14 protein-coding genes, 1 tRNA gene and 2 pseudogenes are annotated in these 23,990 nt (G+C 69.7%); 8 read left to right on the top strand and 9 right to left on the bottom strand.

The window, feature by feature from the left end; genetic code table 11:
• Positions 1-48: 48 nt before the first annotated feature.
• Positions 49-2,820: a TonB-dependent receptor gene (locus tag I4Q42_RS01335; protein WP_198574262.1), complete on the bottom strand. Its 2,772-nt coding sequence runs from the start codon at positions 2,818-2,820 to the stop codon at positions 49-51.
• Between the two features lie 241 nt (positions 2,821-3,061).
• On the opposite strand from I4Q42_RS01335, the pseudogene I4Q42_RS25845 reads away from it, so the two are divergent.
• The 7 genes and pseudogenes from I4Q42_RS25845 to I4Q42_RS25840 all read left to right on the top strand — a co-directional run.
• A pseudogene (locus I4Q42_RS25845) lies at positions 3,062-4,129 on the top strand (phosphatidylinositol-specific phospholipase C1-like protein); the annotation flags it as partial.
• A 198-nt stretch (positions 4,130-4,327) separates the two neighbouring features.
• Positions 4,328-4,807: a phosphatase PAP2 family protein gene (locus I4Q42_RS26460; RefSeq protein WP_332873004.1), complete on the top strand. Its 480-nt coding sequence runs from the start codon at positions 4,328-4,330 to the stop codon at positions 4,805-4,807.
• A gap of 83 nt (positions 4,808-4,890) precedes the next feature.
• Positions 4,891-7,137 (top strand): TonB-dependent receptor, encoded by a 2,247-nt coding sequence (locus I4Q42_RS01325; RefSeq protein ID WP_198574260.1) that lies wholly within the window; start codon positions 4,891-4,893, stop codon positions 7,135-7,137.
• Positions 7,134-8,339, top strand: a complete 1,206-nt coding sequence (locus I4Q42_RS01320) for an MFS transporter (protein ID WP_198574259.1) — start codon at positions 7,134-7,136, stop codon at positions 8,337-8,339. The genes I4Q42_RS01325 and I4Q42_RS01320 overlap by 4 nt, the downstream gene beginning before the upstream one ends.
• Positions 8,340-8,393: 54 nt before the next feature.
• A complete protein-coding gene (locus I4Q42_RS01315; RefSeq protein WP_232792768.1) occupies positions 8,394-9,491 on the top strand; it encodes a flavodoxin family protein in 1,098 nt (365 codons plus the stop codon).
• A 93-nt stretch (positions 9,492-9,584) separates the two neighbouring features.
• A tRNA-Cys gene (locus I4Q42_RS01310) sits at positions 9,585-9,658 on the top strand.
• 104 nt (positions 9,659-9,762) lie between these two features.
• A pseudogene (locus I4Q42_RS25840) lies at positions 9,763-9,858 on the top strand (hypothetical protein); the annotation flags it as partial.
• A gap of 3 nt (positions 9,859-9,861) precedes the next feature.
• Here I4Q42_RS25840 and I4Q42_RS01305 read toward each other — a convergent pair.
• From I4Q42_RS01305 to I4Q42_RS01275, 7 genes are read right to left on the bottom strand one after another with little or no spacing between them, the layout of a single operon-like run.
• Positions 9,862-11,202, bottom strand: coding sequence for an MBL fold metallo-hydrolase (locus I4Q42_RS01305; RefSeq protein ID WP_198574258.1), 1,341 nt, complete (start codon positions 11,200-11,202; stop codon positions 9,862-9,864).
• A 14-nt stretch (positions 11,203-11,216) separates the two neighbouring features.
• Positions 11,217-14,888, bottom strand: a complete 3,672-nt coding sequence (locus I4Q42_RS01300; protein WP_198574257.1) for a S8 family serine peptidase — start codon at positions 14,886-14,888, stop codon at positions 11,217-11,219.
• 7 nt (positions 14,889-14,895) lie between these two features.
• Positions 14,896-15,318 carry a hypothetical protein gene (locus I4Q42_RS01295; protein ID WP_198574256.1) on the bottom strand — a complete coding sequence of 141 codons (423 nt, stop codon included), beginning with the start codon at positions 15,316-15,318 and terminating at the stop codon, positions 14,896-14,898.
• 13 nt (positions 15,319-15,331) lie between these two features.
• The gene (locus I4Q42_RS01290; protein ID WP_198574255.1) at positions 15,332-16,894 is read right to left on the bottom strand and encodes a c-type cytochrome; all 1,563 of its coding nucleotides are present in this window, start codon (positions 16,892-16,894) and stop codon (positions 15,332-15,334) included.
• Position 16,895: 1 nt separating this feature from the next.
• Positions 16,896-18,302 carry an NADH:flavin oxidoreductase gene (locus I4Q42_RS01285; protein WP_198574254.1) on the bottom strand — a complete coding sequence of 469 codons (1,407 nt, stop codon included), beginning with the start codon at positions 18,300-18,302 and terminating at the stop codon, positions 16,896-16,898.
• Positions 18,299-19,198, bottom strand: coding sequence for a hypothetical protein (locus I4Q42_RS01280; protein WP_198574253.1), 900 nt, complete (start codon positions 19,196-19,198; stop codon positions 18,299-18,301). Before I4Q42_RS01280 ends, I4Q42_RS01285 begins: the two co-directional genes overlap by 4 nt.
• The gene (locus tag I4Q42_RS01275; protein WP_198574252.1) at positions 19,195-21,057 is read right to left on the bottom strand and encodes a peroxidase family protein; all 1,863 of its coding nucleotides are present in this window, start codon (positions 21,055-21,057) and stop codon (positions 19,195-19,197) included. The genes I4Q42_RS01280 and I4Q42_RS01275 overlap by 4 nt, the downstream gene beginning before the upstream one ends.
• 268 nt (positions 21,058-21,325) lie before the next feature.
• Between I4Q42_RS01275 and I4Q42_RS01270 the strand changes: the two genes are divergently transcribed.
• A complete protein-coding gene (locus I4Q42_RS01270) occupies positions 21,326-23,116 on the top strand; it encodes an ATP-binding protein (RefSeq protein ID WP_198574251.1) in 1,791 nt (596 codons plus the stop codon).
• Positions 23,117-23,293: 177 nt separating this feature from the next.
• On the opposite strand, the gene I4Q42_RS01265 is transcribed toward I4Q42_RS01270, so the two are convergent.
• Entirely contained in the window at positions 23,294-23,986 is a 693-nt protein-coding gene (locus tag I4Q42_RS01265) for a response regulator (protein WP_110117872.1), read from the bottom strand.
• Between the last annotated feature and the right edge of the window lie 4 nt (positions 23,987-23,990).

The raw sequence follows: 23,990 nt of genomic DNA, 5'->3' as shown, positions 1-23,990 counted from the left end.
CGGAGCCTTGCAGCTCCGGGGCGCTCTTCAGTCAGAGGAGCAAGCGCCTCAGAACTGGATGTTGGCGCCGAAGAAGACGGTCCGACCGCTCTTGGTGTGGTTCCACAGGCGCTGGGCGCCGGGCTGGGTGACGTTGATCTTCTTGACCGTGTCGTAGACCCAGAAGCTGTTGTACTGGGCCTCGCGCTCGTCGGTGAGGTTCACGCCGTCCAGGGTCAGACGCACGCGCGGCGACAGCTGATAGAAGGCCGCCGCGTCGACATAGGTCGTCGCCTCGAAGCCGCCGTTGTCGATCGTGTAGTCAGAGCGATAGTTCGACGACACCCGGCCGCCCCACTTGGCGGTCTCGTAATAGACCGTGATGTTCGAGTTCAGGTCGGACATCCCGTAGATCTCGCCCTTGATGTCGAGGCCGTTGATCCTGTTGACCGTCTCGGAGTCGATCAGCGTCAGGTTGGCGACCACGCCCATGTTCTTAAACGGACCCGGCAGGAAGAAGAAGTCGCTCTGGGCGCTCAGTTCCAGGCCGGTCAGCGTCGCCTCGTTGAGGTTCACCTGGCGGGTATAGGCCGCGACGCTGGTCGTGCCGGTGACGCCCGGATAGAGCCCTTCGGCCAGGCCCGTGCTCGAATAGGGCACGTTGTTGACGGTCTGGCTGCTGACCAGGCCGTCGATCTTCTTGTGGAACACGCCGGCCGTCAGCATGCCGACGCTGCCGAAGTACCATTCGGCCGACAGGTCGAACTCGTCCGAGGTGTAGGGGTCGAGGTCCGGATTGCCGGTCGACACCGTCACCGTCGAGCCGTCGACGCTGATCGTGCCGTTCATGGCGTAGGCGGCCAGGGCCGGGCGGTTGATGTTCTGGGCGGCGGCGGCGCGGATCTGGAACTGGTCGGAGACCTCGAGCACCGCGTTGAAGGACGGCAGGACGCCGGAGTAGCTCTTCCTGACCGTCGCCGGGACGTTGTAGGAGACGCCCCCGGTCAGCCGGGTCGTCACGCCCGAGGAGGTCAGCTCGGTGTCGTAGGCGCGCGCGCCGACATTGCCGCGCAGCGACATGCCCGCCAGTTCGGTCTTCCAGTCCAGCTGCACGTAGCCGGCCTTGGTCTCTTCCTCGACCTCGTAGATGGACTTGGGCGCGCTGAGGGTGCGGGTGACGTTGTACTGGGCCAGGGCCTTGTCCCAATCGACGATCAGCCAGGACTGGTCCTTATGCTGGCTGAAGATCTTGTAGTAGTTGGTGACCCGATCATCGAGCGTGCCCTTTTCCCAGGCCGTCTTGTTCACGTCGTCATTGGTCTGGGTGTAGCCCGAGTTCTTGAAGCCGCGGAACGACAGGCCGCCCTTGAGGACCACGTCGTCGGTGAACTTGTAGGCCCCATTGAACTCGGCGTTCTTCAGCTCGGTCGTCTGATAGGTGGCCGAGAAGTCGATCTCGTGGGCGCGGTAGTTGTTCGGGTCGGTGGTGTTCCAGCCATAGGTGTTCTTGGCCGTCTTGCCGCGGTAGTCGGTGATCAGGTCGCCGAACGCCTCGGTGTAGAACTTGTCCGAGATCGGGATGTCGTAGTCCGAGGTCTCCTGGCCGATGTGGCCGTCGAACTTCAGCTTGTCGGTGACCGCCCATTCGCCGGTCAGGACCAGTTGCTTGAAGGTGTTCTCGGTCTCCTGGCGCCGGGTCTCGGTGGCGAACACCGTGTTGGCGACGTCAGCGTAGAGGATGGTGCTGTACTGGTCGTACTGGATCGAGCGCAAAACCGGGGCGGCGGTCGACGTGCCCGAGTGGGTCGTGGCCGCGCCGAGGATGGTCGAGCCGACGCTGGCGCGGGTGGCCAGATGGTTCTCGCTGCGGTCGTTGGAGAACTTACCGTACAGGGCGTCCAGCGTGAGGGTCACCGTCTCGATCGGACGCCACTGCAGCGCGGTCGTCACGCCCAGGCGCTCGTTGTCGGCGCCCCAGACCGACAGGCGGTTGCCGCGCTGGAAGATCAGTTCGCCATTGGTCGCCTTGAGCGCGTCGGCGGCGCTGAGATTGACGACGTTGGCGGCGTTGGCCTTCTGCTGGCCCGCGCCATAGGTGTTGTAGCCCTGCTCCTCGACCTTGCGCTTGGAATAGGCCACCGAGACCAGGACGCCGAACTTGTCGTCCCAGTTCTGGCTGAGCATGCCGGCCACGCGCGGCTGGAAGTCTTTGGTGGCGCTGTTGGTGCCGCCCTGCAGCGACAGCGCGGCCTTGCGGCCGCCATACTCTAACGGCTTGGCGGTGTAGAGGCCGACGGTGCCGGCCATGCCGCCCTCGTCCTGCTCGGCCGAGAACGACTTGCGCACGTCGATCTTCGAGAACAGCTCCGAGGCGAAGATGTTGAAGTCGAAGGCGCGGTCACGCGAGGTCTGGCCGCGGCTGTCCATTGGCGAGTCGACATTGCCCAGCACTTCCATGCCGTTCAGCTGGACGCGGGTGAAGTCGGGACCCAGGCCGCGCAGGCTGACCCGGCGACCTTCGCCGGCCTCGCGGTTGATGGCCACGCCCGGCAGGCGCTGCAGCGACTCGGCGAGGTTGAGGTCGGGGAACTTGGCCATGTCCTCGGCGACGATGACGTCGGCGACGATGCTGCTGTCGCGCTTGGCCTGACGGGCCACGCCCAGCGACTTGCGGAAGCCCTGGACGACGATGGCCTCGACCTCGGACGCGTCGGCGTCGGGCGCGGTGGCGATCGGCGCGTCGGCCGACAGATCGGCGGCGTAGGCCGGCGCGGCGATCATGGCGAAGGCCAGGACGGCCGAGGCGGCGCCGAGCGACAGCGCCTTCTTGTTGGTGGACATAAAACCCCCTGCAACTGGATCGCCAGGGGTCCCAAAGCGGACACCGGCGGCTGGCGCGGCGGTTAGGGCGAAATTGTGACAGCGTGTTGCAGTCTTGATAACAACCAGATGAAGCCGAACATCGAAAGCTCGACCGCCCTCGGATTATTGCCAACCGGTCGCGAGGCGGGGCCGTGGCACTGACGTCGAACCGTCATGCGGCGTCGCTAGAGAGGCCGCTTGTTATGACGGAGCGTGACGGATGCTGGGCTTGATGGCGGTTGTGGCGATGGCGGCGGCGCCGGAAGCGGCCGCGCCGCTGCGGATGAACGACCTGCTCGCCGTGGGCACCCACAATTCCTACAAGCAGGCCATTCCCGCCGACGAGCTGGCGGCCATGGTCGCCGCCCGCGGCCAGCCGGTGCTGGCCCTCGACTACGCCCACCGCCCCCTGGCCGAGCAACTGGACGCCGGCGCCCGGCAGTTGGAGATCGACGTCGTCAACGATCCTGCCGGCGGCCTCTACGCCAGGCCGCTGACGGCTTTGGGCAAGGGCGCGGTGCTGCCGCCCCGCGTGGCGCAGGCCCTGGCCAAGCCGGGCTTCAAGACCCTGCACATGCCCGATATCGACTTCCGCAGCTCGTGCGTGACCTTCGTCGAATGCCTGTCGCAGGTCCGCGCCTGGTCGGACGCCCATCGCGACCACGCGCCGATCCTGATCATGCTCAACGCCAAGGAAGGCGCGGCCACCGTGCCGGGCGGCGTCACGCCCCTGGCCTTCGACGACAAGGCGTTCGACGCCCTGGACGCCGAGATTCGCAGCGTGTTCGGCCCCGACCGGCTGATCGATCCCGACACGGTGCGCGGCAAGAAGCCGACCCTGCGCGAGGCAGTGCTGGCCGGCGGCTGGCCGACGCTGGAGGCCGCGCGCGGCAAGGTGTTCTTCGCCCTCGACGAGGGCCCCGAGAAGGTGGCGCTCTATCGCGGCAAGCGCGCCTCGCTGGAAGGCCGGGCGATGTTCGTCAACACCGACGAGGCCTCGCCGGCCGCCGCCTACCTGACGCTCAACGATCCCGTCGCGCAGAAGGACCGCATCGCCGCCGCCGTGAAGGCCGGCTTCATCGTCCGCACCCGCGCCGACGCCGACACCTGGGCCGCCCGCGCCGCCGACGTGACCCAGCGCACGGCCGCCCTGACCAGCGGCGCGCAATATGTCTCGACCGACTATCTGTGGGCCGACTCGCGCCTGGCGGGGAACTACACCGTCCGCCTGCCCGGCGGCGAGGCGGCGGCCTGCAACCCCGTCCGCGCGCCCAAGGGCTGCGAAGGCGCGCTGGAGCTGACGGCCGGCGCCTCGGCCACGGGCTATCTGGCTCCGGCCCAGCGCCCGGACCTGACCAAGGTGCTGGCCGCCCCGCCGGCCCAGGGCTCGCCCCGCGCCCTCTCGGACGCGGCGATCTTCGACGCCAGCCGCGCCCTGAAGGACACGCCGCGCTGGGCTCTGGCGACTTCGGATGTCAGCGGCTCGATGTTAGACCATTTCGCCGACGCCCTGGGCGTGCGCCTGACCCCGCAGGAGGCCCCGATCCTGGCCGCCCTGCTTGACCGGGCCGGCGACGACCGCTCGGTGGTCGGCGTCGCCAAGACCTTCTGGGGGACCAAGCGGCCCTATATCGGCAAGGACGCCGCGCCGATCTGCGAGGCCAGGACGGCGCACCTGGCCGGCAATCCCGACTATCCCTCCGGCCACTCGGCCCATGGCGAGCACGTGGCGATGATCCTGGCCGAGGTCGCGCCCTCGCGCGCCGACGCCCTCTACGCGCGCGGCCGCGACTATGCCGAGAGCCGCTGGATCTGCGGCTCGCACACGGTCAGCGCCACCGAGGCCGGCTTGCAGGCGGGCGCGGTGATCTACGCCGCCGAGCACCGCTCGGCCGCCTTCCGCTTCGACATCGACATGGCCCGCGCCGAGGTCGCCGCCGCCCTGGCCAAGGCAGGCGCCAAATAGCCGAACCCAAGTCGGCGAACACCGCTTGCTAAAACGATAGTTATAGCTAGCATCCTCCTCGTACGGACATGCGGGGGGTTGTAGTGCGCAAGCTGCAAGTGTTCGCCGGGGTCGCCAGCGTCGCCTTGATGGCGGCGGCGAGCTCTTCCTGGGCCCAGACGGCTGACAATGCCGCCGTGGCTCTCGACGAGATCGTCGTCACGGCCCAAAAACGGGCTGAGAACCTGCAGGACGTGCCGGTCTCGGTGACCGCCATGACCGGCGCCCAGCTCCAGAACCAGCGGGTCGGCGACGTGCTGGCCCTGTCGGGCCTGGCGCCGGGCCTTCAGATCAAGACCGACGACAACGCCGCCAATCCGCGGATGTTCATCCGCGGCATCGGGGTCAACGACTTCAACCCCGGCACGGCCAGCGCCGTCGGGGTCTATGTCGACGGGGTCTATATCGCCTCGCCCCTGGCCCAACTGGCCGGCTTCTACGACCTGGAGCAGGTCGAGGTGCTGCGCGGGCCGCAGGGCACGCTCTATGGCCGCAACACCACCGGCGGCGCGATCAACATCACGACGAAGAAGCCGTCGGGTACGCCGGGCGGCGACCTGGCCGTCGAGTACGGTCGCTTCAACGCCGTCAACGCCCAGGGCGGCTTCGGCGGGCCGATCGTCGGCGACACGCTGTCGTTCCGGATCAGCGGCCTCTACGACAAGAACGATGGCTATACGACCAATCGCCTGACCGGGAACAAGGGCAACGACGCCGACCGCTGGGCGCTGCGCGCGGCCCTGCGCTGGAAGCCCGACGACAAGCTGACCGCCGACCTGTCGCTGAGCCTGAACCAGTCACGCGGCGGCTCGATCTGGACCTACAACCGCTCGATCCTGCCCCAGACGGCCGAGGCGGCCGGCGCCGATGGTTTCTGCAAGGCCGGGTTCTACACCTCGGGCCAGTGCACCAACGTGCTGGGCTACGCCAACACCAGCAAGAACCTCTACGAGGGCGACTACCGGTTCGAGGGCCAGGACATCGTCAAGCTGTTCGGCGCGACGGCCAGCCTGTCCTACGACCTGGGCGACATGACCCTCTATTCGATCACCAGCTACCAGCGCGCCGCCCGGGACGACTGGGAGGACACCGACGCCAACCCGTTGCAGGTGATCAGCGCCCGCTACGTCGCCCTGCAGGAGACGACCAGCCAGGAGCTCCGGCTGCAGTCGAACGGCCAGGGGCCGACCCGCTGGGTGGCCGGCCTCTACTGGGCCAAGGACGACCTGGCCAACGACAGCCACTACGACGTGCTGGCCGACGCCCGCCAGCCGACGCCGGACAATCCGACCGGCATGGATCCTGCCGGCAGCATCGGCGTGTTCGGCTGGCCCCTGACCCTGAAGTCGCGCAGTTGGGCGGTGTTCGGGCAGTTCGACCACGACCTGACCGACCGCCTGACCTTCACCGGCGGCCTGCGCTATTCGGTCGACGACAAGAGCATCCACTACCTCAGCGACGTCGATTACGGCCTGCTGACGCTGTTCGAGTACGACGGCGACAAGAGCTTCAAGTCGCTGTCGGGGCGCCTGGGCCTGCGCTACGCCCTGAGCGACGACGCCAACCTCTATGCGACCTATAATCGCGGCTACAAGAGCGGCGGCTTCTTCACCGGCCAGACCGCCTCGATCGAGGATCTGGAGCCCTATGACGACGAGACCGTCGACGCCTACGAGGTGGGGGCCAAGAGCGAGTTCCTCGACCGCCGCCTGCGCCTGAACGCGGCGGCCTTCTACTACGACTACAAGGACTTGCAGGTCTATACGACGATCCAGCGCGGCCTGCTGACCGTGCAGTACTTCACCAACGCCTCGGCCGCCCGGGTCTATGGCGCGGAGGCCGAGGTCGAGGCTAGGCCGGTGCGGGGTTTGTCCCTGACCCTGGGCGCGGCGCTGCTCAGCGCCGAGTACAAGGACTTCGTCTCGGTGGGCGACGACTATTCGGGCAACCGCCTGCCCTCGGCCCCGAAGCTCAGCGTCAACGGCGCGGTGCGCTACGAGCACCCGCTGCCGGTCGGCGATTTCGCCGGCCAGCTGGACTTCACCCACCGCTCCAAGGTGTTCTTCGACACCGCAAACACCGGCCGGCTCAGCGACGAGGCCAGCACCTTCGTCAACGGCCAGCTGGGCTGGAAGCTGGACGGCGGCCGCTACGAGCTGGGCGTCTGGGGCAAGAACCTGTTCGACGAGACCAACATCCTCGACATCACCGCCATCGAGGGCCTGGGCTTCGACGCCTTCAGCATGGGGCCGCCGCGCACCTATGGCGTCTATCTGCGGGCCCGCTATTGAGCGGCGAGGCCTCACCGCCGCTGACCTGGATCGGTCCGGCGCCGAGCCTGACGCAGCGGCTGTCGGTGCTGTGGATCGGCGTCGTGGGCGTTCTGTTTCCCGGCGTCGGGCCGCTGTTGCTGGGCGGGCTGGAGAAGGCCGGGCGCCTCTCGGCCATGGAGATCGGCCTGGCCGGCATGGCCGAGCTGGCGGCCATGGGCATCGGGGCGGCCCTGCTCGGCCCGGCCTTCGGCGCCAAGAGGCTGCGGCCGGCGGCGATCGCCTGCGGCTGTTTCCTGGCGGCGCTGAACCTGTTTTCCGTCCAGGCCGAGGGCGTGGCGCTGGTGCTGATCCGCGCCGCCGCGGGCCTGCCGGCCGGGGCGCTGATCTGGGTGGTGACCGGCATGATCGTCCGCTCGCCGCGTCCGGACCGCTGGTCGGGGATCTATCTGACCGTCCAGACCCTGGCCCAGCTGGCCGTCGTGGCGGCGCTGAGCGTCTTCGTCGTCGACCGGTTCGGACCCAGCGGCGGCTTCGTCGCCCTGGCCGGCCTCGCCGCCTCGGCCGCCCTGGCCGGCTTCCTGTCGCCCCGCGCCTGGAGCGCCCTGCCCCAGGCCGATGATGCGTCCCCCAAGGCGGACAAGGGCGGTCTGCCCAGCCGGCGCGGCTGGGTGGCCCTGCTGGCGATCTTCTGCTTCCAGGCCTTCATCCTGGCCCTATGGATCTATGCCGAGCCGCTGTCGCGCCAGTCCGGACACGCGCCGGGCGTGGCGGGCCTGGCCTTCTCGATCTCGCTGGCCGCCCAGGTGGCGGGCGGGTCTGCGGCGACGGCCCTGGCGGGACGGGTCTCGTGGTTCGTCTCCCTGGCCGTGGGCGTGATCGCGGCGGCCGCCTGCCTCTTGGTGTTCGCCGCCCTGCCGTCGGGGCCGGCCTTCATCGCCGCCTCGGGCCTGTTCGGCTTCGCCTGGCTGTTCGCCTCGCCGTTCCTGACGCCCCTGGCCATCGAGGCCGACCCCAGCCGGCGCGCGGCCCTGCTCGGCCCTGGCGCCAGCCTGCTGGGCTGCGCGACCGGCCCGCTGCTGGCCGCCCTGATCGTTGGCGAGCGCGACGTGCGCCCGGCCGTCTGGCTGGCCGGCGGCCTGGCGCTCGCCACCCTGGCCCTGATCGCCGGCCTGCACCTGACCCGCCCCGACGCGAAACGGCGCGAGGAACTCCGGGCTTAGCGGCTCCGTTGGCTTTGCGACCGGCGCCCCGCAACGCGCCGGCCAGGAGCCGCCATGACCGAGCCGACGCCCCAACCCCACAAGGTGGAGCCCAGAAAGGGCATGCCCAGCCCCCGGCTGGACGAGGCGACGTTCCGCCAACGGTTCCTCTCCCGCTATGTCGATCCGGCTTTCGAACCGCTTCAGGCCGAACTCGCCAGGATCGCCGACGCCGCCTGGGACGCCTATGACAACCACCGCAAGTCGCCCCATACCCGCAAGGCCGGTCCGGGCTATCACGACGCCGACTACGACCTGGCCGTCGACTGGCTGCGGGCCAAGGCCGACATCGAGGCCGCGCAGGCCCGCCACGACGACAAGGACGGCCCCTGCCGGGTGCTGATCGTCAACGCCTCGTCGCGCAGCGAGCACACCTGCCCGGGCGAGATGTCCAAGTCGTTCCGGCTGGCGGAACTGGCCCAGGACGTGTTCGAGGCCGACGACATCAGCGTCGAGATCCTCGACCTCTCCCGCCTGACCTCGGAGTTCGGCCGGACGATCCATCCGTGCAAGGCCTGCTTCTCGACCGCCGCCCCGCTCTGCCACTGGCCGTGCTCGTGCTACCCGAACTATTCGCTGGGCCAGGTCGACGACTGGATGAACGCCATCTATCCGCTGTGGGTCGAGGCCCACGGGGTGATGATCATCACCCCCGTCAACTGGTACCAGGTCTCCTCGCCGCTGAAGCTGATGATGGACCGGCTGGTCTGCGCCGACGGCGGCAATCCCGACCCGACCCTGACCCACGGCAAGACGGCGGACGAGGCCAAGACCGTCGAGCTGGCCGGCTGGGACTATCCCAAGCACCTGGACGGCCGGGTGTTCTCGGTGATCGTCCACGGCGACGTCGAGGGGGCCGAGAACGTGCGTCGCAGCCTGTCGGACTGGCTGAGGTTCATGGACCTGGTCCCGGCCGGGGTGAACGCCGAACTCGACCGCTACATCGGCTACTGGCAGCCCTACGCCACCAACCACGAAGCGCTCGACACCGACCACGCCATGCAGGAGGAGGTGCGCAACGCCGCCCGCACCCTGGCCGAAGCCGCCCACGCCAACCATGCCGGAACCCTGCTGATGGCGGGGCGCGCGCTCAAACCGCCACGCCAGAAGTGAAGGTTGGGGAAGAGGCAAGTTGACCATTGCGAGCACGCCCGCCGTCTGATAGCCATCCGCCTCTTCGCCGACGCAACCTTGTGTCGACCCGGTGGCCCGGTGGCGGAGTGGTGACGCAGCGGACTGCAAATCCGTGCACCCCGGTTCGATTCCGGGCCGGGCCTCCACCCTTTCTTCCTTCTTCAGTTCAGCGCGGCGGAGCGCTTCCCATGCATCCTTCTTCCTGAGGGAGAAGGTGGCGCGAAGCGCCGGATGAGGGGTTAGGGACTGTAGACGGCGTGCCGGCACGCCGTTTGGCGGCGTACGCCCTCACCCTCCCACCGCTTCGCGGCGGGCCCCTCCCTCTCCCCACGGGAGAGGGAAATTACCGCTAAACCACCACCTCGTAGAACAGCGGGTCCTCGGTGATGCGGGGGCCGGTGACGCCGTTTTCGTCGGCGCGGACGAGGCCTTCCTTGGCCTGCTCGCGCAGGGCCGCCTCCAGGGACGGCAGGGGGATGTGATCCCAGCGCTTCTTGCCGGCCATCACCTCGTCGACGGGATTGAGGGCGATGCGCAGCCGCTCCATCGACAGCAGATAGTCCTTGAGCGTGGCGTTGTGGCTGCCGTGGTGGCCGACCTTGTAGACGATGGTGCGGCGTACGAGATCCAGGCCCTCGACGTCGGCCTCGCCTTCCGGCTTGGTCCACTTAACGCCCTTCCATGACAGCCAGTTGCCGACCTGGGCGTCGGCGGCGAACAGCAGGACGTCGCGACCCGGGTCGCTGCTGACGCTGTCGCCGTCGAGCTCGATGGCCAGGACGAGGCTGGTGTTGTTGGTGTCGTTGTCGAGCTTGATGGCGAAGTCGAGCGCGCTGGAGGCGACGTCGTCGATGCCGCGCCAGCCGGCCTCGCCCGACTGGTTCCAGTAGCGATCCTGGAAGAACGGCAGGGTTTGAGCCACGTCCAGCGGCAGGGTGAACAGCGGCGAGAACGGCCGGCCCTCGACGCCCGGCGGCGGCGATCCCTGCGGGGCGTCGGCGGCCATGTCGAAGGTCTCGGGGGCCTTGGTGCTGGGCGTCGACTTGCGGATCAGGTCGTGATCGCGCGGCGGCCCCAGGACCATGATCCGAGCCTTGGCGCCCGGCGGCCGGTAGGGATCCTGGCCGGGCTTGCAGTAGACGAGCTTGCCCTCGGGGGCGAGTTCGCGGGCCACCTGCACGGCGTCTTCCGTCGTGGCCCGGCTGCCCGCCGCCCCGAACGGCACGTCGTCGATCCCGAAGAAGTCCATCAGCCCGGCGATGCGCTCGCCGGCCGCCGCGTCGCCCGCCGCCTGCATGTCGCCGGCGACGGCCTGAAGGGCGTCGACCGCCCGCCGCTTGCCGCCGCCGTCGAGCAGCGACTTGGCGAAGCTGTCGGTCGGATCCTCGGTCCAGGCCATCCACACCTGGCCGACCTCGAGCTTGCGGAAGATCGGCTCGGCCTGGAGGAAGCCCGAGACGTGGTCGCCATGGGCGTGGGTCACCACCAGGAGGTCGATGACGTTGCCTGTCTCGGCGACGACGTTCTCCATCACCCGGTTGATCTTGGCGCGGGCGTCGCTGGTGCCGAGGATGACGCCGCAGTCGATCAGGATGTTGAAGTCCCGGTCGCCGTCGCGGGCCAGGCGGACGAGCAGGCAGTCGCCCAGTCCGTGGCGATACATCCTGACCTTGGCGCGGTGCTCGGTCATCGCCCCTCCCCCTCTCAACAGCAGTCGTGAAGCATGGCGAAGGGCTCGCGAGCGCCCATGACGCCGAAATAGGCGCTGCGAGCCTTGCCGGGAGAGCGTGGCGGCGGGGCGGCGGCGGTCTCTGCCCAGGCCTGGGCCAGGTTGGCCACCCGCTTCCGGATCAGGTAGCGCGCCTGGTAGCTTTCCAGGTCGAACAGCACGGTGCAGCCGCCCCGGCGGGTGATCCCGCCGCTGTCGGTCCATTTCTGGGTGATCTCGACGACGATGTCGCTGACGGTGACGCCGTCGGGACCGGTGCGCCGGGCCGGCCGCACCGAGTGGACCTCGATCTTGCCGATCTCGACCTCCTCGTGGAAGGTCTCGCCGTTCTCGACATAGTCGATCGTTCGCGGCCCCGGCTCGCGATAGAGGCCGAAGGCCTTGAGCTCCAGGTCGGTGGCCTGCTCGTCTGCCGGCAAGGCGACCCAGGCCCCGCCGTCCCAGCGGCGGCCCGACAGCCAGGCATGCAGTTCGCGGGCGTTCTGGCGCGACAGCTCCCAGGACTGGCGGCGCTTGTTGCGCAGGTTCCAGCCCAGGTCGAGCCTGGGCAGCAGCTTGGCGGCCGTGGTGATGACCGGCGGCGGGGCTTCCCAGACCAGGCTGCCCGGCGACAGGTGCGGCACGTTCTGCGGGAAGATGCCGCGCTTGGCGAAACCGCCGATCAGGGCCAGGCGATAGCCGCGCACGTCGTTGGGCGCCACGTCGCGGTCGGCGGTGATGATCGCCCGCAGATAGTCGCCGAAGGTGGCGTCGACCGGCGGGCAGTAGTCCAGCGCCCGGATGCAGATGGTCAGCAGCTGGCCGGCCAGCTTGCTGGCGGCGCGGGCCAGGGCCTTGACGAGAGGCTGGGGCAGCCGGCCCTCGGACAGCACGCCGCTGCCGCCGGTGGCCAGCACGACCAGCTCTTCCTGGCGGGCGGCGTAGAGGGTCAGGAAGGCGTCGAACACCGAGGCCACCAGCATGGCCCCACGATCGTGGGCCTCCATCGGCAGCTCGGGCGCGACGCCCTGCAGCTGCGTCAGCTTCTCCTGCGACAGGTTGTCGACGGCCTCGCGCAGGGCCTTCTGGAACTGGCCCTCGCGGCTGTTGGCGCGGCCGAACTCGACGGCCAGCTGCACCAGCGGGCCGCCGCCGGCCAGGTCGCCACGGCTGCGGGCGATCTGGTGCTCCAGGGCCTCGGGCAGGGTGAAGTGCTGGAACAGGGCGACGATGTCGGAGAAGGCCTCGTGCAGGGCCATGGCGTCGGGGTGGGTCGATTCCCGATAGCGCGGATGCAGGCCGTCGAGCAGGGCGTGCGAGGTCTCGTGGGCGACGATGTCGTGCGACAGGCAGCTGAAGGTCATCTGGCCGGCCGGGGTGTCGCGCCAGTCGCCGCCGGCGGCGGGGAAATAGCCGAACAGCAGCGCCTTGCGGTCGGGGCTGTAATAGGCGTTCGCCCCCCGGAAGGCGTGGGGATAGATGCGCAGGCGCTGGACGTATTCCTCGCGGTCGCGGCGCTTGGCCGGCTTGCCGGGATCGTCGCCGACGGTCTCCGTCGGCTTGTCGCCTTCGGACAAGCGGCGCGAGGCCCATTGCGCGGTGCGTCCCAGGGCCCGCTCGAAGTGGCCGATGGTCTTCATCGCCACCGCATAGACCATCTGCTGGTGGAAGCGCGGGTCGGCGGGGGTGGGCGACAGGCCGTCCTGGCTGAGCAGGTGCGGATGGTTGAGGTCGACCGGCGCATAGGCCGCGTCGCTGACCGGATCGATGTCGATGACCTCGAGATATTCGCCGACCGGCCCGGGCTTCAGATTGGCGTCCCAGGGCACTTCCAGCCGGGCGACATTGATCGCGGCGGTGTCCTGCGAGGCGCTGAACGACGGGTCGAAGGCGTAGACGCGCAGGCGGCGGGCCGGCGGCTCGCGTACGGTCGGGGCCTTGGCGTGCTCCAGGTGGAGCTGGTCCATGTCGCCGCGCGAGGCCGAGGGAGGCGGCGGGGCGGCGGGCTTGGCCGGCGGCTGCACGGTGCGATCGGCGCGCAGGAAGCTCTTCAGGCGACGCGACGCATTGGGCTGGTCGGCCAGGGCTTCGCGCAGCTTGCGGCGGCCGGTCTCGGTTTCCGGCGGATCCTCCGGATCGGGCATGATTGCCTCGATCGCGGCCGACTGCGACAGCTGCAGGATCTCCAGCTCCAGCATCCGCTGCTCGGCCGGGCTCAAGCGCGGCAGGCCGGCCGCGCCTAGGCCGGCGGCCAGGCGGATCAGGGCGAAGGCGGCGTCGTCCTCGGGCGACTTGCGCAGGGTGTTGGCGGCGGCGGGCTTGATCCCCAGGGCCTTGTCGGCGCGCAGCAGGCCGGCGCCGAAGGTGCTCCGCGCCCCGGGCCGAGCGCTGGAGAACAGCGCCTTGCGCACGGCCTCCACCCGCATCCAGCCCTCGGGATAGGCGTCGACCTTGGCGCGGTTCTCGGCGATCCACAGGGCGGCGGCGGCGGCGACCTGGGGCGTGGCGCACGAGGTGCCCTGGCCGCTCCAGTCGACCAGCCCCTCGCAGCCGCCCACCGCCCAGGGGAGGTTCGGCGTGCAGGCCGACAGGGCCGCGACCATCTTGCTGTCGGGGCCGTAGTTGCCGGCCATCCGGCCGGGGCCCAGATCGGCATAGGCCGAGCCATCGGCCATCACCCCGCAGGCGGCGACCACGCGATTGAAGCGGGCCGGATAGACGACGTTGCGGGTGGGAAAGCCGTTCTCGTTGTTGCCGGCGGCGGTGACGATGAACACCCCGGCCTCGTACAGCCGGTTGACCGCCTCGGCCCAGGCCTGGGAGGCCAGACCGCCCATGCTCATGGTGATGACGTCGATCCGCGTGCGGGGATCGCCGCGCAGGCCGTAGACGTAGTCCAGGGCCTTGGCGAAGGTGCTGGAGCGGAACAGCACCACCCGGTCGGCGATGCGGATCGGCACGACCTCGGCCCCGGGCGCGCCGCCATACTGCGCGCTGGCCAGGATGCCGATGGTGCCCATGCCATGGCCGTCCTGCACGAACAGGCCCTCGGAGCGGTCGCTGGCGTCGCCCGGATGGCCGCGATCGACGAAGTTGCGCTGCAGGTCCAGCCGCAGATGCTTGGGCAGGGCCTGGTGGGTCGGGTCGTAGCCGGTGTCGATATGGGCGATGCGGGCGCCGGCCCCGGTCTGGTGGGTCTCGCCGAAGCCCGAATGGGCGCCGTTGCGGAACCACAGATTGTCGCCGTCGATATGCGGGAAGTTGCGCCGCTGCGGGGTCGGCTGGGGCCGGCAGGCCGGGGCGGCCGCGCCGAACTGCGGCGGCGGGGCCGGATAGGTCCACTGCTGCTCCAGGTCGGGCTCGGCGAAGGCGACGCCGGCGTCGCCCGCCGCGCCCAAGCCCGTGCCGCCCTGGCTGGCCAGGGCGTGGCACAGGTCCCACAGGCTGCGGTCGTCGCCCTGTTCGAGGGTCAGCTTCTGCCACTCGGCTCCAGCGCCGGCCTCGCCGGTGACGCCCAGGTCGCCGCTGGACTGGGGTTCGATGTTCTCGAACAGCGGCTCGGCCTTCAGCCGGACGGGCGCGGCGCCCAAGCCGCCGGCGAGGCGCAGGCTCTGCGCCTTCAGCGGCTGGGCCTTGATCAGGACGGCGGGGGAGCGATCGGTCGCCATGGCGCCCTCAGGGCTTGGTCTGGATGTGGGCCCGGAACAGGCGCAGGTAGAAGGTGAAGATGATCCCCGCCCAGACGTAGTCGAACACGGCGAACCACAGGAAGCCGCCGCCGCAGAACACCCAGACCGTGCCCATCCAGATCCGGCCGAGGATGCCGATCAGGTTGGGCGCGCGCTTGTGGACCGGCTCCAGCAGGCCAGGCACGTAGAGGGCGGTGACCAGGATCAGGGTCGCGCCCCAGCCGCGCGTCCAGCCGGCGACGTTCGGCGCGTCCAGGCCGACCGTCTGCGACACGAAGTTGGGGGCGAACATGCACAGCAGGCCGACCACCAGGTGCAGGAACATGTTGAAGCCGAGCACGGCGCGATAGACGTCGCGCGCGCGCTTCTCCTGCTCGTTCGACCAGCCGATGCTGAGGCCGTCGCTCATGGTCGCTCCCCCTTCAGAAAGTCAGCAGATAGGCCAGCAGGTCGGCCTTCTGGTCGGGCGTCAGCCCGACGCCGTAGACGTGTCCGCCGTTGCCGTTGCCGGCCAGGGCCGTGTCGTAGCAGGCCGTCCCGCGCGGGGTCGGCTGGCCGGGCGTGCAGGGCGTGGCGCGGAAGCCGCCATTGACCGGATCGACCACGTCCTGGCCCTGGCCGCGCAGGAAGGCCCTGGGCCGCTCGGCCGGAGGCTTCAGCAGGTCGGCCAGGGTCGGCACCGAGCCGTTGTGCAGATAGGGCCCGCGCAGCCACAGGCCGTCGAGCGGCTGGTTGGCGTAGCCGTCGGTCTTGCGGAAATGGCGGAACTGGTAGGGCGTGCCGGCGAACATCTTGTCCAACTGCTGGGCCCGGAACTCCTTGGTGTAGGAGTCCAGTCGCGCGCGGTCGGTGCCGATCAGGGCGATCGGCGTGACCTTGCCCAGCTTGGCGCCCTTGAAGACGTAGCCGGAAGCCTCCTGCGTCCCATGGCAGGCGGCGCATTCGGCGGCGTAGGTCTGCTTGCCGCGGGCGACGGCGCCCAGGTCGGGATAGTTGGGGCTCTCGGGGGCCGGCAGGTCCATCAGCCAGCCGGCGACGCGGCGGAGCGAGGCGTGGTCGACCGTCTTGGGCGTGACCCCGGCGCCGATGGCGGCCGACAGGTTGCGCTCCTGCAGCGAGGTGTTGTTGCCGTCCCAGTGCAGTTCCATGCCCTCGCGCGGGCGCTGGTTGAAGATCGCCGGGAAGTCGGAGACGCCGTGCACCTCGGCCTCGGTCAGGCTGGCGGCCGGGGTGCCGAACTGGATCAGCTTGTAGGGGTTGAAGGTGTCCACCCGGCCCGGGCCCCAGGGCGACTGGCGCTTGAGCAGCGGATCGAGGCGGCCGCGCACCCGGATCAGGCCCTCGCGGAAGCGCGGCATGACGGCGGCCTGCCAGACCAGGCGGTCGAACCAGTCCAGATGCGCCCCGGCCTTCTCCATCGGCCCGAACAGGTCGGCCGGCTCCAGCCGTTCGTCGGCGGCGGCGACCAGCAGCACCGATACGAAGCGGTGGAAATCGAGATTGTTGGACGGCATGCCCGGCACGACATGCACGGGACCACCGGCCGAGGCCCGCCAGGTGCCGGTGTGGCAGGTGGCGCAGTTGAGCCAGACCACGTCGACGCCGTTGACCTGGCGCTTGGAGACGCCGATCGGCAGGTCCTTGCGATGGCCCTGCGCGTCGGTCTCGTAGAGGAAGCCGAAGGCGGTGTAGTCGTTGCGGCCCTCGAACTGGGCCGGATACAGCGCCGGCAGGGCCTTCCAGACGGCGTAGGGCACGCCGCTCTGGGGCTCCGAGCCGATCGAGCCGTACTTGAAGTGATCGACGTCGGAGGCGTAGCGCGGCGTCGCCGAGCCCGACAGCCGCAGGGCCGCGCACAGGCCGACGCCCAGCACGACCACGGCGAATGCGATCAGCAGGGCGACCACCGCCACGCCCAGCCGCAACTGCCAGCGCGTCGCCGCAAGATGGGCCTCGACCGCCGTCACCGCTTGCTTGGCCGCCATCCTACAGCTCCCCGGCCAGGGGGATGCGCATGTCGGGGCGCGGCTTGTAGACGCTCATGATCTCGTCGATCATCGCCTCGCGCGACGGGAAGCGGGCCTCTTCGTAGCAGCCCATCGGGTTCTTCGGCGCGTTGGCCAGGCACTTGTTGCAGTAGGTGCAGGGCCTTTCCGGCAGGTCGGCGCCGGCCGCCCACTGCTGGACCAGATCCTTGTTGGCCATCAGCGAGCGGGCGATCGAGACGCCGTCGACCACGCCTTCAGAGATGGCGTCGCGCACGAACGAGGCGGTCTGGAAGCCGCCGGTGCACAGCACCGGCACGTTCACCGCCGCCTTGATCGCCCGGGCTTCCTCGAGGCTGACGCCCTCGATCGGATGGCCCTTCTTCATGCGGAACCAGATCCAGTGGAAGATCGGCCGCAGCAGCGGATAGCGGAACAGCAGGAAGTTGCGGAAGCCGTAGACGCCCGAGCTGATCATGGCGTCGTAGGTCACCGCCAGGATGTCGATCGGCAGGTCGCCCGGCGGGTTCAGCGGGTGCGGGAACAGCGAGCCGGACGAGACGTGGATGGCGTCGGCCCCGGCCGCCTCGACCCACTTGGCCACCTGCACCGTGTCGGCCAGGGTGTTGCCCTTCTTCTCCCACGGGATGACGTTGTTGCGGTCGATGGCGCTGAGCTTGACCTGCAGGTGGAAGTCGCGCCCCACCCGCGAGCGTATGGCGCTGATCACGTCGAGCAGGAAGCGGGCGCGGTTCTGCAGGGCGCCGCCATATTCGTCGGTGCGGTCGTTGATCCCCGAGCTCAGGAACTGGGTGAACAGGTAGCCGTTGGCGGCGTGCAGCTCGACCCCGTCCAGCCCCGCCTCGCGAGCGCGCCAGGCGCCGGCGGCGAAAGCCTCGATGGTGTGCTCGATGTCGCCCTTGGTCATGGCCCGGCACAGGAAGCCGTGCAGGGTTTCCCGGTTGCTGGTCGAGGTCAGGCTCGGGCGCATCTGGTTGTGCACGCCGGGCAGGTCCATCTGTCGGCCCGAATGGCTGAGCTGCATGATGTACTTGGCGTCGAAGCTGTGGATCGCCTCGCCCAGCTTGGCCCACAGCGGGATGAACTCGTCGCGGTGGACGGTGGCGTAGCCGGCGATGATCCGGCCTTCCATCAGCACCGGCACGTAGGACGAGATGATCGCCCCCACGCCGCCCTTGGCGAACTTGCTCTCCCAGTTGATCCGCGTCTGGGTCAGCGAGCCGTCCTGGTTGTCGAAGATGCCCGAGATGTTGGAGCGGAAGATCCGGTTCTTGACGGTCAGGTTGCGGAAATGCAGCGGCTGGAAGATCGGGTCGCCCGCCGCCGCCGCATCGGCGGGGGTGCGGATGATCGGACCGGCGGCGCGCGGCGGCAGGACGTCGGTCATGGCCGGCCTCCCGGAGCAGAGGCGCCAGCCTTGGCCTCGCGCCAGACCGCGCCGAGCAGCGAGGCGGTCCAGTGGTGGGCGGGGCAGCGGCTCCAGCTGTCGGTCATGAACACGATCTGGTGGCTGGGGCTGCGATAGCGGGCCGCATCGAGCTGCAAGAGCGTGATGGCCCCGGCCTCGACCTCGCCCCACAGGGTGCTGGCCGGCGACTTCCACTGGCGCAGCACGGTGGCCGGCGCGACGGCGCATTGGCAGATCACCGCCTCGTCGGTCAGGCTTTCGCGGGCAAAAGGCTGCCTCCAGAGACCGCGCATGATCTTCAGCCCGCGCACCAGGTTGTGCACGGCGACACCGGTGGCGTGGACGGCGGCCGGATCATTGTCGACCGGAGACGCCAGCGTCTTGCGGGCCCGGTCGACGGCCCCGGTCAGGCCCCACCACAAGAGTTGCAGCGGGTTGAACGAGCGTGGCGCGGCGTCCAGCGTGCGAGCCGCGTTCCAGCGGTCCTTGCTCGCCGCGTAGCCCGGCGCGAACAGCTCGCCGACGGCGGCCTGGGCGGTGGGGCCGAGCACGCCCTCGCCCTTCTCGCCGCGCACATAGGCGGCCAGGATGGCGCGCTGCTCGGCGGTGCCCAGCTGGGCGTTCTGCAGCTTCTGCTCCAGCAGGGCCTGGAGGCGAGCGCGGTCGGGCGCCTCGCGCGGGGCCACAGCCGGCAGCGGGTGCGAACCGACCCGCAGGATCCTGCGGATGCGCCCGGCCAGCAGCCGGTTGATCAGCGGCCCTTCCTTCTTGAAGTCGCGATCCAGGCGCGGGTCGGCGACGATCGTCTGGATGGCCGCCGGCTCGTCGAGCCGGATGACGTCGACGAGGCCGGGAATGCGGATCCGGCTGCTCATCCGGCCGTCCCCTTGGCCCAGGGGAAGAACATGCTGCGGGCGTCGGCGAAGTGAGGCGCCAGGCCCGGGACGTGGCGCTCCATCACCTGGCGCAGGCCGTTGTCGCGCACCCAGGCGAAGCCCGCCGGGGTGTAGACCTTCTCGTTGAAGTCCTCGCCGTAGAAACGGTCGCTCTTCAGGCGGCGGGTGGCCATCAGGATGAAGATCCGGAAGGCGGTGTCGGAGAAGCCGAAGCCCGGCGGGGTGCCGTTGCGGCTGCACTGGCTTTCGGCAAGCGTGCCGACCAGCAGATCGACCTTCTCGACGTCGCCGTAGATCTCCTCCAGCTCCTTCTGCCAGTCCTTGTTGTCGGTCAGTTCGGCGAAGGTCTTGGGGGCGCGCATGCTCATGTGGCGCCGGAACTCGCAGTAGCGCGGCACGCCGCGCTCGCGGTCGCGCAGGATGTCGGTGGCGGCCAGGTCGGTCAGCACGTCGTTGTCGCGCTTGGGCGGCAGGTTGCGCAGGGTGTTGGGATAGTTGTGCAGGCACAGCGCCCCGGGGTGGCTGGTGGCCAGCGAGTAGACGACGTCGTCGAAGGTGGCGTGCTCGTAGACGCTGGAGGCCTGGCCGCGGGCCACGCCGATCAGGTCGCGCTGCAGCAGTTCCCTGTCGTTGACGTGGCTGCGGAACGAGTAGTCGTCCGGCATCAGCGGGTGCATGCGGTAGCAGGCCGCGAATTCCTCGGTCATGGCGTAGGGCGCGGCATGGTGCTCGACCGGCGAGCCGGCCACCCCGAACAGGATCTCGCTCTCGCCGCGACGCCCGAAGGCCCGGTGGAAGGTCTCCCCGGCCAGGCCCCACCAGTTGGCGCGCATGGCCAGGCGCCCCTCCGGGCTGTTCATCAGGGCCGGGGTCCATTCAACGGTGTGGATCTTGGCCAGCAGGGCCGAGACCACCAGCCGGGCCTTCTGGAACAGCCATTCGCCAGAAGCCTCGGGAAAGTCGATCTTCAGCCGGTCGACCACCGAATTGTGCTCGCGCACGAAGACGGTGTGCATCACCGACAGGCCGATCCACCAGTTGCCGTTGACCCCGGCCAGCTCCAGGCCCGGGATCTTGGCGCGCTCGTCGAGCGGCAGGTGGCCGTTGGGCTGCAGGCCCAGCTTGCCGTCGGTCAGGAACTGGCCGGTGGTCGGGTCGGTGCGGATGCGGACCTGCCGCGCCAGCGACGAGCCGTAGATCTGCGAGCCGTCCCACCAGTGGGTCTCGACATTGGTGTAGGCCTGGGGCCGCCCGACGTCGCCCGAGCGATCGGGGTCGCGCAGGGTCTTGAGAATCTCCATCACCCCGCCCGGCCAGCTGTCGCCGTCGGGGATCGGCACGTAGAACTTGTCGTTGGGGTCGTTCTCGCCGTGGCTCAGCCAGTCGTGGACCATGAACTGCAGCCAGGCGCCGGCCAGGGCGTTGAGGTGCGGGACCGGCACGAATTCCTTGCGCGCCAGCAGCCGGTTGCTGATCACCCGGGGATTGGGCGTCATCAGGGCCGGCTCTTCCTCGCCGAAGGTGCGCTCGATCGGCATATTGCGGCCGAAGCGGGCGCCGGTCATGCCCATCCAGGGCTTGGCCAGGTCGTTGTAGCTGCCGTCGGCGGTGCGAGCCTCGCGCACGTCCAGCGACCCGGGGAGCGCCCCGGCCGCCGGCTCGGGCGCGGCGATCCGGGGCTCCATCTCGCAGTCGAACAGGTTCTCTTCGCGCATGTTGACGCGCAGACCCGCCAGGGTCGGCACCGCCAGCATGGTCGGATATTTGTGCCACGGCTGGAACCGGCTCAGCACCCGCGCCGCGCCGCCCAACAGACTTCCCAGTAACGAAGTCGCCACTCGTCGCCCTCCCCGCAGGCCACGCCCGATATCTTTGCAACTCCGAGCTAAACATGGATTCGGTGCAACCGCGAGGAGAATATCAATGTTCGACGAATGGATATTTCAGTTCCCGGATTGACCGGTTGAACAGCCCGGCCGCGGCGCTGGACGGGCGGTGAAATTGCCCTCGGCGCCACCAGCGGGCGAACGCGAGACGGTTCAGCCTGAGGGTGCTTGTGCGCGCCCCGACCGGGCCTCAGTCTCAAGGCGAAGCTGGAACCCCGCGATGCGTCCCACGTCGACGTCGCCTTCCGCCAACACCGGCGCCGCCCGTCTCGACATCCTGAACCGGCGGCTGGAGGGCCTGCGCGCCCTGGCCGAAATCCAGGCCCTGCTGGCCCGCAGCGACGTCGATGTCGACGAGTTCATGCGCATCGTCGTCGACAGCGTCCATCGGCTGCTGGGCGGGCGCGGCACCGTGGTCGAGCTCGTCGATGGCGACGAGATGGTCTATCGCGCCGTCAGCCAGGACTACGCCCGGCACCTGGGCCTGCGCCTGCCGCGCGCCGGCAGCCTGTCGGGCCTGTGCGTCGAGCAGGCGGCGATCCTGGTCTGCGAGGACAGCGAGGCCGACTCCCGCGTCGACCGCGAGGCCTGCCGCCGGGTCGGGCTGCGGTCGATGGTCTGCGCGCCGCTGTTCGACGGCGACCACGCGGTGGGCGTGCTGAAGGCCATGGCCGACGAGCCCGCCGCCTTCCATGTCGAAGAGATCGAGCTGCTGCGGCACATGAGCCAGACCCTGGGGGCGGCGATCACCAAGCAGGCCAGCGCCAGCGCCCTGCGCCGGCTGCTGCAGGAGCGTACGGCGGCGCTGGAGCGGGTGGAGCGGCGCAACCGCCAGCTGGCCGTGCTGACCGGCGAACTGGCCGAGGCCAAGCGCGGGGCCGAGGCCGCCAATCGCGCCAAGTCGGAATTCCTGGCGGCCATGAGCCACGAGCTGCGCACGCCCCTGAACGGGGTGGTCGGCTTTTCCGAACTGCTGGCGCGCGACGACCTGTCGGGCGAGCAGCGCGGGCGCTATCGCGGCTTCGTGCGCGACGCGGCCAGGGCCCTGCTCGCCATCGTCGACGACATCCTCGACCTGTCGCGGGTCGAGGCCGGCAAGCTGGTGCTGGAGGACGGGGTGGTCGAGCCGGCCCGGCTGGTCGAGAGCTGCGCGGCCATGGCCCGCGCCGACGCGCAGGCCAAGGGCCTGGAGCTGCGCGTCGAGATCGCGCCGGAGACGGCCGAGGCGATCGCCGGCGATCCCACCCGCCTGCGCCAGGTGGTGCTGAACCTGCTGACCAACGCCGTGAAGTTCACCGCGCAGGGCGGCGTGGTCCTGGCCGTCGCGCCGGTCGCAGACCGCCTGCGCATGACGGTCGCCGACACCGGCCCGGGCATAGCGCCGGAGGCCAGGGCGCAGCTGTTCCAGGCCTTCGCCCAGGTCGATTCCAGCATCCACCGCCGCTATGGCGGCACGGGATTGGGGCTGGCGATCTGCAAGCGGCTGGTCGGGCTGATGGGCGGCGAGATCGGCGTCGACAGCATCCTCGGCAAGGGCTCGACCTTCTGGTTCGAGATCCCGGCCAGGCCCGCCGTCGTCGAGGTCGAGGACGAGCCGCCGTTGATCGCCGCCAACGAGGCGCTGCGCATCCTGGTGGTCGACGACGCCGAGATGAACCGCGCCCTGGCCCAGGCCGTGCTGTGCTCGGCCGGGCACGCGGTGGACTGCGTCGACGGCGGGGCCGCCGGGATCGACGCCGTGCGCGACGGCGACTTCGACCTGGTGCTGATAGACGTGCGCATGCCGGGCATGGACGGGCTGGCGGCGACGCGCGGCATCCGCGCCCTGCCCTTCCCCGCCTCTGGCATCCCGATCCTGGCCCTGACGGCCAATGCGGTGAAGACCGAGATCGAGGCCTGCCTGGCGGCCGGCATGGACGGCCACGTGGCCAAGCCGATAGACATCGCCACCCTGCTGACTAGGGTGCGGGACGCGGCGGGTCTGCGGCGGGTTCAGGAGGCTTCGGCTTGACCCTCAGGCGAGCCGGCGAGGGAACGCCCATTTCCCCTAAATCCGTCCTTCCCCGCGAAGGCGGGGATCCAAGCTGGCTTTCAGGAGGAGGCGCGGCCTTAATTCATCACCAGACTCGGCTTGGATCCCCGCCTTCGCGGGGATGCTCGGTGAGAAAATGCGGGGGCGCTGAACGCCTCAGTCCCCAATAAACCGATACCCGACGCCCGGCTCGGTCAGCAGGATCTTCGGGTGGGCCGGGTCGGCCTCCAGCTTCTGGCGCAGCTGGCCGACGAAGACCCGCAGGTACTGGGTGTCGTGCATGTGGGCCGGGCCCCAGACCGAAGTCAGCAGCTCCTTGTGGGTCAGCACCTTGCCGCGGCCCAGGGCCAGGCGGGCCAGGACCTCGTATTCGCGCGGCGAGACCTTCACCACCGTCCCGTCGCGGGTGACCAGGCGCTTTTCGAGATCGAGCTCGACGGCCCCGGCCCGGATCGGACCGGCCGGCGCCTGGGTGGCCGCCCGCTGGCGCAGGGCCACGCGCAGCCGGGCCAGGAGTTCGCCGACCCCGAACGGCTTTTCGACATAGTCGTTAGCGCCCTTGTCCAGCGCGTCGATCTTCTCGATCTCGCGGTCGCGGGCCGACAGGATCAGGATCGGGCCGTCATAGAAGGCGCGGGCCTTTTCCAGCACCTCCTTGCCGTCCATGTCGGGCAAACCCAGGTCGAGGACGACGGCGTCGGGCGACCACAGGGCGATGCCGCGCAGGCCCTCCTGGCCGCCGTCGGCGCGCAGCGGGTCGTAGCCGGCCGCGTCGAGCGCGGGGGCGAGGAACCGGTGGATCTGCGGCTCGTCGTCGATGACCAGGATGCGGGGTCGAAGCGCGCTCATGATC

Origin of the sequence: Caulobacter hibisci (assembly GCF_016135805.1) — a bacterium.
Classification (GTDB): domain Bacteria; phylum Pseudomonadota; class Alphaproteobacteria; order Caulobacterales; family Caulobacteraceae; genus Caulobacter; species Caulobacter hibisci.
This window is presented reverse-complemented; position numbering and strand designations above follow the sequence as displayed.

Excerpts from the sequence above, each read along its gene's own strand:
- I4Q42_RS01290 (WP_198574255.1), bottom strand. The coding sequence starts at position 16,894 with ATGGCGGCCAAGCAAGCGGTGACGGCGGTCGAGGCCCATCTTGCGGCG.
- I4Q42_RS01300 (WP_198574257.1), bottom strand. The coding sequence starts at position 14,888 with ATGGCGACCGATCGCTCCCCCGCCGTCCTGATCAAGGCCCAGCCGCTG.
- I4Q42_RS01315 (WP_232792768.1), top strand. The coding sequence starts at position 8,394 with ATGACCGAGCCGACGCCCCAACCCCACAAGGTGGAGCCCAGAAAGGGC.
- I4Q42_RS01335 (WP_198574262.1), bottom strand. The coding sequence starts at position 2,820 with ATGTCCACCAACAAGAAGGCGCTGTCGCTCGGCGCCGCCTCGGCCGTC.
- I4Q42_RS01270 (WP_198574251.1), top strand. The coding sequence starts at position 21,326 with ATGCGTCCCACGTCGACGTCGCCTTCCGCCAACACCGGCGCCGCCCGT.
- I4Q42_RS26460 (WP_332873004.1), top strand. The coding sequence starts at position 4,328 with ATGTTAGACCATTTCGCCGACGCCCTGGGCGTGCGCCTGACCCCGCAG.
- I4Q42_RS01305 (WP_198574258.1), bottom strand. The coding sequence starts at position 11,202 with ATGACCGAGCACCGCGCCAAGGTCAGGATGTATCGCCACGGACTGGGC.
- I4Q42_RS01265 (WP_110117872.1), bottom strand. The coding sequence starts at position 23,986 with ATGAGCGCGCTTCGACCCCGCATCCTGGTCATCGACGACGAGCCGCAG.
- I4Q42_RS01280 (WP_198574253.1), bottom strand. The coding sequence starts at position 19,198 with ATGAGCAGCCGGATCCGCATTCCCGGCCTCGTCGACGTCATCCGGCTC.
- I4Q42_RS01285 (WP_198574254.1), bottom strand. The coding sequence starts at position 18,302 with ATGACCGACGTCCTGCCGCCGCGCGCCGCCGGTCCGATCATCCGCACC.
- I4Q42_RS01295 (WP_198574256.1), bottom strand. The coding sequence starts at position 15,318 with ATGAGCGACGGCCTCAGCATCGGCTGGTCGAACGAGCAGGAGAAGCGC.